The organism is Sphingobium limneticum, from assembly GCF_008710165.1.
In the GTDB taxonomy this organism is placed as follows: Bacteria; Pseudomonadota; Alphaproteobacteria; order Sphingomonadales; family Sphingomonadaceae; genus Sphingobium; species Sphingobium limneticum.
On record NZ_VYQA01000032.1, the window covers coordinates 1 to 12,166 of the forward strand.

The 12,166-nt window shown below is 60.2% G+C and carries 15 protein-coding genes and 1 pseudogene; 2 read left to right on the top strand and 14 right to left on the bottom strand.

All coding sequences use genetic code 11. The features are described 5' to 3' along the window. Window positions 1–265, top strand: a pseudogene (istB, locus tag F4U95_RS22840) (IS21-like element ISSsp5 family helper ATPase IstB); the annotation flags it as partial. 3 nt (window positions 266–268) lie between these two features. Here the strand turns inward: istB and F4U95_RS22845 are convergent. The 6 genes from F4U95_RS22845 to F4U95_RS22870 form a co-directional block, all read right to left on the bottom strand. Next, window positions 269–838: a LysR family transcriptional regulator gene (locus F4U95_RS22845; protein ID WP_343032351.1), complete on the bottom strand. Its 570-nt coding sequence runs from the start codon at window positions 836–838 to the stop codon at window positions 269–271. A gap of 3 nt (window positions 839–841) precedes the next feature. Beyond that, a complete protein-coding gene (locus F4U95_RS22850; protein WP_003606532.1) occupies window positions 842–1,849 on the bottom strand; it encodes an LLM class oxidoreductase in 1,008 nt (335 codons plus the stop codon). A gap of 2 nt (window positions 1,850–1,851) precedes the next feature. Then, on the bottom strand, window positions 1,852–2,157 hold the full coding sequence (locus F4U95_RS22855; RefSeq protein WP_120252775.1) for an ArsR/SmtB family transcription factor: 306 nt from the start codon (window positions 2,155–2,157) through the stop codon (window positions 1,852–1,854). 79 nt (window positions 2,158–2,236) lie between these two features. Beyond that, window positions 2,237–3,361: an alkene reductase gene (locus F4U95_RS22860; protein ID WP_120252774.1), complete on the bottom strand. Its 1,125-nt coding sequence runs from the start codon at window positions 3,359–3,361 to the stop codon at window positions 2,237–2,239. A gap of 68 nt (window positions 3,362–3,429) precedes the next feature. Next, window positions 3,430–4,920: an aldehyde dehydrogenase family protein gene (locus F4U95_RS22865; protein ID WP_120252773.1), complete on the bottom strand. Its 1,491-nt coding sequence runs from the start codon at window positions 4,918–4,920 to the stop codon at window positions 3,430–3,432. Between the two features lie 354 nt (window positions 4,921–5,274). Next, the gene (locus F4U95_RS22870; RefSeq protein ID WP_145986285.1) at window positions 5,275–5,676 is read right to left on the bottom strand and encodes an NAD(P)-dependent oxidoreductase; all 402 of its coding nucleotides are present in this window, start codon (window positions 5,674–5,676) and stop codon (window positions 5,275–5,277) included. Window positions 5,677–5,954: 278 nt separating this feature from the next. Between F4U95_RS22870 and F4U95_RS22875 the strand changes: the two genes are divergently transcribed. Continuing rightward, window positions 5,955–6,260: an ArsR/SmtB family transcription factor gene (locus F4U95_RS22875; protein WP_120252771.1), complete on the top strand. Its 306-nt coding sequence runs from the start codon at window positions 5,955–5,957 to the stop codon at window positions 6,258–6,260. 35 nt (window positions 6,261–6,295) lie between these two features. Here the strand turns inward: F4U95_RS22875 and acuI are convergent, their stop codons facing one another. The 8 genes from acuI to F4U95_RS22910 form a co-directional block, all read right to left on the bottom strand. Continuing rightward, a complete protein-coding gene (gene acuI, locus F4U95_RS22880) occupies window positions 6,296–7,288 on the bottom strand; it encodes an acrylyl-CoA reductase (NADPH) (RefSeq protein ID WP_120252770.1) in 993 nt (330 codons plus the stop codon). A gap of 57 nt (window positions 7,289–7,345) precedes the next feature. Continuing rightward, window positions 7,346–7,978, bottom strand: a complete 633-nt coding sequence (gene acuR / locus F4U95_RS22885; protein ID WP_120252769.1) for an acrylate utilization transcriptional regulator AcuR — start codon at window positions 7,976–7,978, stop codon at window positions 7,346–7,348. Window positions 7,979–8,292: 314 nt separating this feature from the next. Beyond that, a complete protein-coding gene (locus F4U95_RS22890) occupies window positions 8,293–8,862 on the bottom strand; it encodes a type 1 glutamine amidotransferase domain-containing protein (RefSeq protein WP_120252768.1) in 570 nt (189 codons plus the stop codon). A gap of 31 nt (window positions 8,863–8,893) precedes the next feature. Next, window positions 8,894–10,033: a glutathione-independent formaldehyde dehydrogenase gene (locus F4U95_RS22895; protein WP_120252767.1), complete on the bottom strand. Its 1,140-nt coding sequence runs from the start codon at window positions 10,031–10,033 to the stop codon at window positions 8,894–8,896. A 456-nt stretch (window positions 10,034–10,489) separates the two neighbouring features. After that, a complete protein-coding gene (locus tag F4U95_RS22900; RefSeq protein ID WP_014132969.1) occupies window positions 10,490–10,783 on the bottom strand; it encodes a putative quinol monooxygenase in 294 nt (97 codons plus the stop codon). Between the two features lie 110 nt (window positions 10,784–10,893). Beyond that, a complete protein-coding gene (locus F4U95_RS22905; protein WP_120252766.1) occupies window positions 10,894–11,634 on the bottom strand; it encodes an SDR family oxidoreductase in 741 nt (246 codons plus the stop codon). Between the two features lie 53 nt (window positions 11,635–11,687). Next, on the bottom strand, window positions 11,688–11,828 hold the full coding sequence (locus tag F4U95_RS24695; RefSeq protein ID WP_157105557.1) for a hypothetical protein: 141 nt from the start codon (window positions 11,826–11,828) through the stop codon (window positions 11,688–11,690). A gap of 10 nt (window positions 11,829–11,838) precedes the next feature. Beyond that, a complete protein-coding gene (locus tag F4U95_RS22910; protein ID WP_064311494.1) occupies window positions 11,839–12,135 on the bottom strand; it encodes a putative quinol monooxygenase in 297 nt (98 codons plus the stop codon). Window positions 12,136–12,166 lie beyond the last annotated feature (31 nt).

The following is a 12,166-nucleotide window of genomic DNA, read 5'->3' on the forward strand; positions in this document are numbered from 1 at the left end:
CATCATTGACGAACTGGGCTTCGTACCGCTCTCCAAGACCGGTGCCGAACTGTTGTTCGAGCTGATCTCCCAGCGCTATGAGCGCGGCTCCACCTTGATCACCAGCAACCTGCCCTTCGACGAATGGACCGAAACCTTCGGATCCGAGTGCCTCACAGGCGCGCTCCTCGATCGTCTGACCCATCACGTCAGCATCCTCGAGATGAACGGCGAAAGCTATCGCCTCGCTCACAGCCGGGCCCGAAAGGCCAAAACCAGACCCTGAAAATTACGCCAATGCCGGGGGGAGTGGCCTTCGGGCTACGCCCTCACGCCACTCCCCCCGGCATGTAACACCGTGGCCTGGTTTTACGCCGCCGAATGGCCGACTTTTGATCCGCCGTTGACATAGGGCATGAACACCGATTCTAAGTTCTCCCTCTTCGCCGCGCGCTTGCGTCCGCGCCATCTTGACGGCGTGGTCCAGAATTCCCAGGGCTTCATGCACCTGATCCAAAAAGCGGCGTCCTGCCGCGGTTACACGAACTCCGCGCGTGTTGCGGTCGAAAAGCACGATACCAAGCTCGTCCTCCAGCGCTTTGACCCTCGAACTGACGCTAGATTGGCTGACGCCAAGCACTCTGGCAGCCCGATGAAAGCTTAAATGCTTCGCAACGGCTAAGACTTGAATGAGAGCCGTCATCGGAAATCGGCCACTTAGAAATCTAGGGAATGTTGTTACTGCTTCATTCTGCCTGTTCATTCTATGTCGTCGCATACCTATCCCATTATGAACTTGCCGCACCTTGGTGACGACGGGCGTTTGCGTCATCAGGCAAGGCGGCTGTCGTGGCGCCATGATTTAAAGATGCGCGTTGAAACGGGGCACGACGTAGGTGCCAAGCTCCTCGACCACCTCGGGGGCGGGGCGGCGGCCATATTTGAGGTTGAGGATGATGTGATCGACGCCAATCGTTTCCAGCGTTTCCAGAAGCGTCAGCAGATGGTCGCGTCCCAGCCTGAAGCCCAGGTGGATCGGTGACGGGGGCGTGGCCGGATGTGCGTCGAGATCGATATAGAGCGACTGAAAAAACGGCTTGTAGGTCTCGCCGACCTGCGCCTTGACCGACTCCCGCCAATTCTGCACGAACAGTTGCTGTGCCTGGGGCGGCCGCGGGTAAGTCATCCATCCGCTGCTCTCCCGCGCGATCCAGTCCAGGGATTGGCGGCTGTTCCCCGTCACGAAGAAGGGGATTTCGTTCGTGGTAGGCTTCGGGATCAGGTCGGCGCCTGCCAGCAGGCCACGGCTCCACTGTAACGGCTCGAAGCTGGTGCTCTGCACTCGGCGGATAATGTCGAGATTTTCACGGAAGACGTCGCCCCGCTGGTCCGGGTCTACGCCGAAGGCGGGAAATTCCACCGGGCGATCGCCTGTGGCGACTCCCAGGAGCAGGCGACCATCACTCAGCCGGTCTACGCTCGCGGCGGCTTTGGCCGTATGAAGCGGATGGCGCAGCGGGATCGCGATCGATGCGGTCCCGAGTGCGATCCTTGAGGTCCGGGCAGCGATGAAGCCGAGATAGACCCACGGATCGAAGACCTGTCCCACGTCGCCGAAACTCGGATCGCGCAAGGGTACGTCCCGGAACCAGAGCGTGGAGAAGCCAAGCTCTTCCGCGCAATTGGCCAGCTCGACCTGGCTGAGCATGGCCGGAGCATCGCCCTGGAACGCCTCAATAGGGAAGAATAGCCCTAGGCTAAGATGGCCAGCCTTGAAGGTGTAGCGGAACCCGCGATGCTGCTGGTAGGGAATAGTATTGGGCTGATACATCTTTATTTCCTTGATGGTTAGCTTCTCCGGCACGCGCATCGTCAAATCAGGGCTTCAAGGTTTTCTAGGTAGGTCGAGATGTTTTCCTCATGGCGCTTGTAATAGGTCCAGGGACCGACACGCTTTGATGTGACCAGTCGGGCGCGCTGCAACGACGCCAGATACAGGGACACCGTCGACTGGGAGAGGCCGACCCGTTCCTGGATGGCGCTCACGCAAACACCGACCTGTTCGGGATCGACTTCCTGCCCCGGAAAATTCTCGCGAGGGTTCTTCAACCAGCCGAGGATTGCGAGGCGGGTCGGGTTATCCAGAGCCTTCAGGGTATCGCTGACGTTCGTATTCATCGGTACGCGCCATCTTGTTCCCGGCGGCCGCAGGCGGAAGCGCGAGCCGCGTCCAGAGGTCCGGACGCGGCTCGCAAGCTCACGACTGGTAGGTGCGATAGTCGGTGTAGCCCTTGTCGGTGCCGCCATACATGGTTGCCGGATCTACCGGGGTCAGCGGCCAGCTGTTGGCGATGCGCTTGGGCAGATCAGGGTTCGCGATGAAGGGACGGCCGAATGCAATCAGGTCGCCCCAGCCAGACTCGATCACTCGCACGCCGCGCTCTGCGGTATATTTTCCGGCATAGAGCACCCTGCCGCTAAAATTCTTCCGCACATCCTCGCGAAATGTCTCAGGCAGTTCAGGCGCATTGTCCCAGTCAGCTTCGGCGAGCGAGACGTAGGCGATCCCGATGTCTTCGAGAACCTTGATGGCTTCGATATAGGTCGCGTGGGGATCGTCCTCGACGAGGCCGAGATAGACGCGATCCTCTTGGGTGGTCGCGAACAACGGCGCAAATCGCACCCCTACCCGATCCTTGCCGACGACATCGGCGACCGCCTGCGTCACTTCACGCAGGAACCTCAGGCGGTTCTCCAGGGAACCGCCATATTCGTCGTCGCGCCGGTTGGTGTGGGCGGATATGAACTGGTTCACCAGATAGCCGTTCGCGCAGTGGATCTCGACGCCATCGAAACCGGCTTCGAGCGCATTGCGTGCCGCCTGCGCATAGAGCTGCACCAGCTCCTTGACCTCTGCGGTGGTCAGCGCGCGAGGAATTGACGGCTCTGCCAATGCGCCCTCACCGGGGCCAGTTTCAATGAACACCTTGACGGCGTTCGCGGCGATCGCCGACGGCGCGACAGGCGCTGCTCCCCCGGGTTGCAGCGAGGTATGGGAAACACGGCCTACATGCCAAAGCTGGAGGAAAATAATCCCGCCTTCGGCATGCACCGTGTCGGTCACCTTGCGCCATCCCGCGATCTGTTCCGGGCTGTGGATGCCCGGCGTCCAGGCATAGCCCTGGCCGCGAGGCTCGATCTGCGTACCTTCGGTCACCATGAACCCGGCGCCGGTGCGCTGACGGTAATAGGCGGCCATGAGGTCGTTGGGGATATTTCCCGGCTGCGAGCTGCGCGAACGCGTGAGCGGCGGGAGGACGATCCGGTTGCGCAGGGTGTACGGACCTAATCCAACGCTGTCGAAAAGAACCGAGTTCTTCATTTCATTACTCCTAAATATCGCGATTTATAGATCGCACAAGGCAGTAAAATGCTTGCAACCACTGGATTTCAGTACAGTCCGAAGGGCGCCTCGTTGAGGCTCACAATGATGTTCTTCTTCTGGCTGTAGGCGTCCAGCATGGACTTGTGGGTCTCACGGCCGATGCCCGACTTCTTGTAGCCGCCGAACGGGGCATGCGCCGGAAGTTCATGATAGGTGTTGACCCACATGCGGCCCGTCTCTACCGCGCGCGCCACCCGGATCGCCCGGTTGATGTCCTGGGTCCAGACGCCGCCGGCCAGGCCATAGTCCGACGCATTGGCCAGCGCGATGACCTCATCCTCGTCCTTGAACGGCAGCACGACGACCACCGGGCCAAATATCTCCTCCTGGGCGACGCGCATGTCGTTGCGGACATCGACGATGATCGTCGGCTGGATGAAGAAACCGGCGTCATAGCCGCTGCCGGTCAGACGGTTGCCGCCGGTCAGGATGCGCGCGCCTTCTTCGGTGGCGAGCTTGATATAGCCCATGATGCGGTCGGTCTGGGTCTGGCTAACCTGCGCGCCCATCTGGGTGTTCTCATCAAGCGGATCGCCGACGCGGACCTTCTCGAACCGCTCCTTCAGTTCATCGACGAAGCGATCATAGATCGATTCATGGACGAACAGCCGGGCGCCGGACTCGCAGACCTCACCCTGGTTCCAGAGGATGCCCAGGGCGGCAGCCTCCACCGCGCGATCCCAATTGGCATCGGGGAAGACGATGTTGGCGGACTTGCCGCCCAATTCGAGCGTCGCGGGGATGAGCTTTTTGGCGGCGGCTTCCGCCACAATCCCACCGACGCGGGTCGAGCCGGTGAAGGCCAGCTTGGCGACCTGAGGATGGTCGAGGATCGCTTGCCCGGCCACGGCACCAGTGCCCGAGACAATGTTGACCACGCCGGCCGGCAGCACCTGGGCGAAGATGTTGGCGAGTTCGAGGATCGTGACCGGCGTCATCTCGGACGGCTTGATGACCACCGTGTTGCCCGTCGCGATCGCCGGCGCGATCTTCCAGGCCGCCATCAACAGGGGGAAGTTCCAGGGAATGACCTGCCCGACGACGCCGATCGGTTCGTTGATCGTCAGACTCATCGTCTGCTCATCGATCATCGCCACTTCGTCCGAATGGCTGCGGATCACGCCGGCGAAATAGCGGAAATGGTCGATCGCGAGCGACACGTCGAGCCGGGCTTCGCGGACGGGCTTGCCGACATCCATGCTCTCGAGAACGACGAAGCGTTCGGCATCGGCCTCGAACAGATCGGCGATCTTGAGGAGCGCATTCGCTCGATCGGTCACCGAGGTCTTGCGCCAGGTCTGGAAGGCGCGGGCAGCGGCCTGGACGGCGCGATCGACATCGGCGGCCGTGCCGTTCGGGGTGCGCGTCAGATAGGCGCCATTGGCGGGATTGATACTCTCGATCGTCTCCCCATTTTCGCCATCGACCCATTGGTTGTCGATGAAATGACCATAGCTATCATCGGGAGCGTAGGTCGCTGCGGTTTTGTTTAGCATCAGCACTGTGCATCTCCTTTGGTGCGGAAGTGATGCTGACAAAGTAGAGTTATATCGAGGAATGTCAATATCGCGATGTTGCGATATTGCGATGCAGGGTCTGTTGAGAGCCTCGCCGTACTCAGAAATCCGCGTAAGCATCTGAATATCATAGGCAAATTATCCTCCCGACCGACCGTCCAGCATTCTTGTCCCGAGCGACAAGCCTTCAGTGCCCCCTCAATCATTGCCACGTTCGAAGATCGGGGCAGCCGACCGCGGAGGGCCGCCATGTCGTCGGATCGGGACGCAATGCGTTGCTGCGAGGGAATGACCCTGACTTTCATTGCCTGGGTCGTGTTTTGAAATGAGACTTCAAGCCGGCTGCCCGGTGTCGTTCCGACCCACCAGACAGACGCCTTGCCATGGCGTCAGTGCGGCTTGCCGCACGGCCTGCGCAAAATCCGCGTAGCTGGGCGAGGATCGCAGGAAATCTGATTCATCAAACTGTGCGGGCCAGCGGGCGATATGGCCGGTGCGTGGCCCCTCGGGATCGAAGCGCGGAGGCCGCACCAGATACGCCCATCCATAGGCGTGCTCACGCTCCTCCAGGTGATCGCGCAACAGGACGTGGGCACGGCCGCGCGGAAGGGTGACCGGCGGAAAGGATGGAGATTGCCAGAAGCGGCGGCCGTCCGGCAATCGCACCGTGCCGGCCCCACCGACGATGACGACCTGGATCGAAAGCTCCTGCCCAAGGTCCGCCACGGACTTCATGATACGCTCGTGGAAATCGAGGACCGCACTCGGCTCAATTTCGCCACGCAGGCGCACGGCATTGACGATGATCGTGCAGCCCTCGACAGCGGCGGTAATCGAACGGGATCATCGATGTCGACTGGCGCGACACGAATATGTCCATTAGTCGCCTTCAACGCGGCCATTCGGCAAAGCCAGAAACCGAAACGCTTGCCACTCCAGCACCCTGGCGGCATCAGAGCCCGGATGGCTAGTGAGATATTGCAATATTGCAAAATATAATTATATAAACGAACATGAGCATCGATATCAGTGAAGCACTCAAGGCCTTGGACAATCCCGCCCGGCTCGCAATCCTGGCGAAGCTCAAGGACCCGCGAAAAAGTTACCCTGAACAGGACGTTGATCCTGAGCAGATTGGCGTCTGCGTGAGCATCATTCAGGAACAGGCTGGCCTGTCCCAGTCCACCGTTTCTCTGTACCTGACCGCTTTGCAGCGCGCCAAGCTGGTGACCTCGCAGCGCATCGGACCTTGGACCTATTACAAGCGCCACGAGGAGAATATCGCGGCCCTCCTGAAGGAACTGCGCGACCTGATCTGAGCGGCGCGCTCCGGCGCCGCTCCATCCCCATCTGATCAGTTCCGATCGATCTCAACGACCAGACGCCCGCGCACCTTCCCCGCGAGAATGTCGGCTCCGGCCGCGATGGTATCTTCCAGACGGATGGTCGAGGTGATCCCGGCAAGTTTGCCGCGATCGAGGTCGGTCGCAAGGCGTGCCCAGGCTTCAACGCGACGCGGCTTCGGGCACATGACGGAATCGATGCCGAGCAGCGAGACACCGCGCAGGATGAAGGGCGCCACCGAGGCAGAGAGATCCATCCCCTGCGCGAGGCCGCATGCGGTGACGGCACCGCCATATCTGGTCATCGACAGGACATTGGCCAGAGTATGCGATCCCACACAATCGACGCCGGCGATCCAGCGCTCCTTGCCCAGTGGCCGCCCGGCGCCAGAGAGTTCGTTGCGATCGATGATCTCGGTCGCGCCGAGGCTTTTGAGATAGTCCGCCTCTTTGGCCCGGCCCGTCGACGCGATTACGTGCCATCCAGCCTTGGCGAGCAGGGCAATCGCGACCGAGCCGACGCCACCGGCCGCACCTGTGACGACGACAGGCCCGTCAGTCGGCTTCAGTCCATGTTTCTCAAGGGCAAGCACGCTGAGCATGGCGGTATAGCCCGCGGTGCCGATCGCCATCGCTTCGGCAGGCGTCAGGCCGTCCGGTAGCGGCACCAGCCAATCGCCTTTCACGCGGCTCTTTTCCGCATAGGCGCCCAGATGCGTTTCCCCCGTGCCCCAACCGTTGAGGATAACGCGATCTCCGGCCCGGAAGTCGGGATTGCTGGATATCTCGACCACCCCGGCGCAGTCGATGCCGGGGATCATGGGAAAGCGCCGCACGACCGGGCTCTTTCCGGTCAAGGCAAGGCCGTCCTTGTAGTTTACCGTCGAATGCGTCACTCGGAGAGTGACATCACCCTCCATCAGGTCGGCTTCGCTGAAATCTTTCAGCGTGACGGTCTGGCCCGTGTCGTTCTTCTCAATCACGACCGCACGAAATATGCTCATGGTTGGGTTCCTTCCTAATAATTAGACCGATCGACTAGTATTATTCAAAAAAGGGGGTCAGGTTCGGATCATTGTGAAAAACCCCTCTGCGAATGTTTGAAGCGGGCTGCCGCTGCGTTCGAGTTTGGCTCGCAGCACAGCGCCTTCCCAACCGATCCAGAAGAACGCGGCAAGGTTATCGGCATTGTGAAGAGAGCCGATTTCGCCTGCGGCTTGCGCGGCCCGCAGGCACCCGGCTGTGCGATGCTGCCAGTCGGCGAAAACGTCGCAGAGTTGCTGGCGGAAGGGTTCGGGCAGCGCCCCCATCTCCTGTCCGAGATTGCCGACAAGGCAACCGCGCGAATAGGCAAAGCGTTCCATGGCCGCTTCCGCATCGGCTATGAAGGCTTCAATCCGCGCCAATGGGGAACGGGAATGATCGTTGAAGAACCGTTCCAGCTTGCCGGCGAAATACGCCCCATATCGGTCGATGAGCTCTGTGCCAAAGGCCCCCTTGCTATCGAAATAATGATAGAATGAGCCCTTGGGTACACCGGCCACCTTCAGGATCTCGTCCAGCCCAGTGGCGGTGAAGCCTTTCTCGGTCAGCCTGACCAGCCCTGCACGCACCAACGACGCGCGGGTTTCGCTAAAACCTGCCGCAGCTTTCGGGGGTCGTCCACGGCGACGGGGAACATTGGCAACATCCATGTTGATTTAATAGACCGATCGTCTAATAAATGCAAGAGCATGTGATGTCGGAACTATCTCTTTAGGAACCGTAGCTCCAAGTCCTATGGCTTCATTTTATGCCATCGCCAACCTAGGGTCAGGACCCATTGATCAGATCGAGCCGGTTATATCAATGGGTCCTGACCCTAGGGTTTGAGTGCCCGTCAGGTGCGCCGTGTTCGTGTGATACGCGGCGTGGCGGACGGCCAATCGCTGGCCATCCGCCACGCTCGCTTTGTGCGGACCTTCTCCGGGGAAAGAGCCCTCACAAGGTTCGTCGAAACGACCCCGTCTTAATTCCCTGCTGCGAGCGATGCGCCCGCACCTTCTGCGATTTCCTCGATGAGTTTGGCACAGAAGGCGGGCAAATCATTGGGATCGCGGCTGGTAACGAGGCCGTTGTCGACCACGACTTCCTCATTGGTCCATGTACCGCCGGCGTTCTCGATATCGACCTTCAGCGTCGGGTAGGACGTCAAGGTGCGACCCTCAAGCACGCCCGCCTCGATCAATGTCCAGGGTGCATGGCATATAGCCGCAACAGGTTTCTTCTGATCGAAGAAAGCCCGGATGAAACCAATTGCCTCGACGCTGCCGCGCAGCTTGTCGGCACCGACAGTCCCTCCGGGCACAACAAGTCCGTCGAAGTCGTCGGCTTTCACCTCGGAAAACGTCTTGTCGATCGTATAGCTGCCGCCCTCGTCAAGATCGCTATTGACTGTGCGAGCCTTGCCCGGTTCAGAACTGACCACGGTCACTTTGCCACCCGCGTCCTCGACAGCTTGCTTGGGCTTCGAGAATTCTGGTTCTTCCGTCCCGCGGGGTGCGATCAGAATGGCAACTGATTTGCCTTCTAAAGTCATAATCTGTTTCCTGTTCCGTCGAAGACCAAGCTCAGGTGCCCGGCTTGAGCACGACCTTCGTCCAACCAGCATCGCGCCCGTCGAAATGCTTGTAGGCGTCTGGTGCTTGATCAAGCGGCAGTCGGTGCGAGATGATTTGGGCAGGATTGGCCCGGCCTTGCTCGATAAGCTTCATCAGTCGCCGGTTGTAGTGCTTTACATTGCACTGGCCGGTGCCGATCTTCTGGCCCTTGAACCAAAAGTTGCCGAAGTCGAACGCCATCTTGCCTTCCTTCTGGAGATCGTCGGGCGCGTTCGGGTCTTCCGGAATGAACACGCCGACGACGCCGATTCCGCCGGTGGCCTTCGTGCTTTTGACGAGGCAGTTCATCGTGTAATTGCTGCGCTCCTTGCCGTGGCGATCGCAACACTGATACCCGACCGCCTCGACCCCCCGGTCGGTCCCGAGGCCGCCGGTCGCGTCAAGGATCTGCTGGGCGGGATCGCCCTTGCGCATGTCGATCGGAATAGCGCCCATCGCCTCGGCCAGTTTCAGGCGGTCATCGTGAGAATCGACCACGAAGATCTGAGAGGCACCGCGGATTTCGGCTGAGTGCGCGGCCATCAAACCGACCGGGCCGGCGCCGTAGATCGCGATGCTTTCGCCAGGCAGGAAGCCTGACAGTTCGACGCCATGCCAACCCGTCGGGAAGATGTCGGAGAGCATGACATAGTCATCCTCTTTCTCCTCGGCGTCCTCGGGCAGCTTCAGACAATTGAAGTCCGCATAAGGAACGCGCATCAGCTCGGCCTGACCACCTTGCCACGGACCCATCTCGGCGAAGCCATACGCTGCGCCGGCGGTTCCAGGGTTGGTCGTGAGGCAAAAACCCGTCAAACCGCGTTCGCAATTTTCGCAAAAACCGCAACCGACATTGAACGGCATGCACACGCGATCGCCCTTCTTGATGCGATCTACGGCAGAGCCGACTTCGATGACCTCGCCAAGGTTTTCGTGACCGAAGACCTTGCCTTTCTCGAAACTTGTACGGCCTTCATACATGTGAAGGTCCGACCCGCAGATATTGGTCGTGGTCAGCCGGATGATAACATCGGTCTGCTTTTCGATCTTGGGATCATCGATTGTCTTGACAGAAACATCTTTGGGCCCGTTGTACACGACAGCTTTCACGGATCTTTTCCTTTCGCGGCTCTTCTCAACGCGTCATCAGATCGAGAGCGTGGTCATGATCCTGTTCATCGCAACGGCAGAGGACATGGCACCTTTCAAGTGATCGCAGTTTACTCAACCTTCCGCCAACAGAGAGGTTCCTTCGCGTTGGGCCATCCTGGGAGCGATTCACGGCGGCTTTCTGAATGACTGGGCCAGACGACCGAATAACGCGCCGAATTGATGTGCTCAGGAATCAGCCGCAGCCCAATGGTGCCGTCACGTCGCGACACATCAACGGCGCCTTATCAGTAAATTCAGAGATGTGATAAGCGCAGAAGACAAGGTCATCCACTAGCGCGGATGACCTGTCGTATTCATTTATTCATTTCCCGATACGGCCGGGCCATCCACTGCGGATGGAAACACGAGCCTTACCTTGCAGTCAAACGGCAGCTTAGGGTGCCGACCGCTCCGCTATTTCGCGGCCAGCAGGGTGAACTTGTGAATCTGCGGCGGTTCAGAAAACAGTTCTTCTGCCTTGTCCATCAGTGCGGCGGCAACCTTGCCGTCAAGATGGGCCTGCCGATCCTCCTCTGTGTCGAACGTATCGAAGATCGCGTACGCACCGGGACCTTCCTCGATCGCATACCAGGTCAGAGTGCCCGGCTCGGCTTGAACGAGCGGCAATGCCGAGGTCAGGAAATTGGCGACATCGCGCTCTTTCCCGGGCTTGGCCTTCAGTGGTACATAAAGGGCAAGTTTGGGCATAGATGACTCCTCAAGTGAAACGGACAGATATTATTCGGCAAAGTAACGCACGAGCGGGCCGGTACGTTCCCCATGAGGCGGAGCACACGCGGCCCGCCTCCTCGTGGAAATCAGAACTGCTGTGCGGTCGGCCGGATGACGATCGCGTTGACGTCGACGTCATCAGGTTGTTCGACAGCGAACGCGATAGCACGCGCCACCGATGCCGCCGGGATGGCCTGCTTGTAGAAGTCCAGCACCGTCTCGGCAGCGGCGCCAGAGGTCGTGAACTTCAAATCGCTTTCGACAGCTCCAGGCTCGATTGACGTGACCCGGACCTTTTCCCCCACCTCGTGGCGCAAGCCCTCGCTGATCGCGCTGACGGCGAACTTGGTGCCGGAATAGACCGTGCCGCCCGGTGCGAAGACCTTGATGCCCGCAACCGAACTCAGGTTGATGATGTGGCCGCTGCCCTGCTCGAGAAAGCCGGGAAGGGCCGCCGCGATGCCGTAAAGCGTACCCTTCAGATTGACGTCGATCATCTGGTCCCACTCGTCGGTGTTGACCTCGGCCATCGGACGGATCGGCATCAGCCCGGCGTTGTTGATCAGCACGTCGAGGCGGCCGAAGTCGGCAATGATTGCGGCAACGACGGACTGGACCGCCGCCTTGTCGGTGACGTCGAGCGCGTAGCTACGTGCGGTGCCGCCAATTGCGGCGATGTCCGCGACGACCTCGTCGAGCCTGTCCTTGCGCCGCGCGGCTATGGCCACCTTCGCGCCGCGTTCCGCAAGAAGACGCGCGGTTTCTGCGCCGATGCCGGTGCTGCCGCCGGTAATGAGAATGACCTTGCCTTCGATACCCTGGGTCATGACTGTATTCCTTCAAGTCAGTTGTTGATTTTTCGCCGGATCGCGGCTCCGCCTCAGCGGTAACCGCGTGGATGAATGAGGCCCAAGAGTCCCACGCGGAGTGCAGGTGCCAACAGGCCGATCATCCGCAACTCCTCTCTGTAGAACGGTTGTGCCAGCAGCGCCGTACCCACCCATTCTTCAGGCTTGCCCATGGCACCACCCTCAGGTCGCCGAGACGGGGTTGAGGACGAACGCGGCGCGCTCGGCCAGATCGCCGATCTGAGAGAGATAGTTCTGGAAGTGGGGCGTCTCGCGGTGGGCGGCGACCGCATCCGCGTCCGCGTACAGCTCGTCGAGCACGAAACGGTTCGGATCGCTCTGGTCCTGCCAGAGATCGTAGCGCAAATTGCCCGGTTCGGCACGGCTCGGCTTTAGCATGGCGTCGAGCAGAGCGCGCAGGCGGTCGACGGTATCCGCACGGGCGGTAAGGACGGCGACGATCTTCACGTTGGCGGTCATGGCACCGTTCCTTGTCTTGGCTATATCCGAG

What these genes read in the sequence shown, in the direction of transcription:
- F4U95_RS22855 (WP_120252775.1), bottom strand. Translation starts at nt 2,157, where the DNA reads ATGAATACGAACGTCAGCGATACCCTGAAGGCTCTGGATAACCCGACC.
- F4U95_RS22900 (WP_014132969.1), bottom strand. Translation starts at nt 10,783, where the DNA reads ATGCCCAAACTTGCCCTTTATGTACCACTGAAGGCCAAGCCCGGGAAA.
- F4U95_RS22865 (WP_120252773.1), bottom strand. Translation starts at nt 4,920, where the DNA reads ATGCTAAACAAAACCGCAGCGACCTACGCTCCCGATGATAGCTATGGT.
- F4U95_RS22905 (WP_120252766.1), bottom strand. Translation starts at nt 11,634, where the DNA reads ATGACCCAGGGTATCGAAGGCAAGGTCATTCTCATTACCGGCGGCAGC.
- F4U95_RS22845 (WP_343032351.1), bottom strand. Translation starts at nt 838, where the DNA reads ATGGCGCCACGACAGCCGCCTTGCCTGATGACGCAAACGCCCGTCGTC.
- F4U95_RS24695 (WP_157105557.1), bottom strand. Translation starts at nt 11,828, where the DNA reads ATGGGCAAGCCTGAAGAATGGGTGGGTACGGCGCTGCTGGCACAACCG.
- F4U95_RS22890 (WP_120252768.1), bottom strand. Translation starts at nt 8,862, where the DNA reads ATGACTTTAGAAGGCAAATCAGTTGCCATTCTGATCGCACCCCGCGGG.
- F4U95_RS22870 (WP_145986285.1), bottom strand. Translation starts at nt 5,676, where the DNA reads ATGAAGTCCGTGGCGGACCTTGGGCAGGAGCTTTCGATCCAGGTCGTC.
- acuR (WP_120252769.1), bottom strand. Translation starts at nt 7,978, where the DNA reads ATGGATGTTGCCAATGTTCCCCGTCGCCGTGGACGACCCCCGAAAGCT.
- acuI (WP_120252770.1), bottom strand. Translation starts at nt 7,288, where the DNA reads ATGAGCATATTTCGTGCGGTCGTGATTGAGAAGAACGACACGGGCCAG.
- F4U95_RS22875 (WP_120252771.1), top strand. Translation starts at nt 5,955, where the DNA reads ATGAGCATCGATATCAGTGAAGCACTCAAGGCCTTGGACAATCCCGCC.
- F4U95_RS22910 (WP_064311494.1), bottom strand. Translation starts at nt 12,135, where the DNA reads ATGACCGCCAACGTGAAGATCGTCGCCGTCCTTACCGCCCGTGCGGAT.
- F4U95_RS22860 (WP_120252774.1), bottom strand. Translation starts at nt 3,361, where the DNA reads ATGAAGAACTCGGTTCTTTTCGACAGCGTTGGATTAGGTCCGTACACC.
- F4U95_RS22850 (WP_003606532.1), bottom strand. Translation starts at nt 1,849, where the DNA reads ATGCGCGTGCCGGAGAAGCTAACCATCAAGGAAATAAAGATGTATCAG.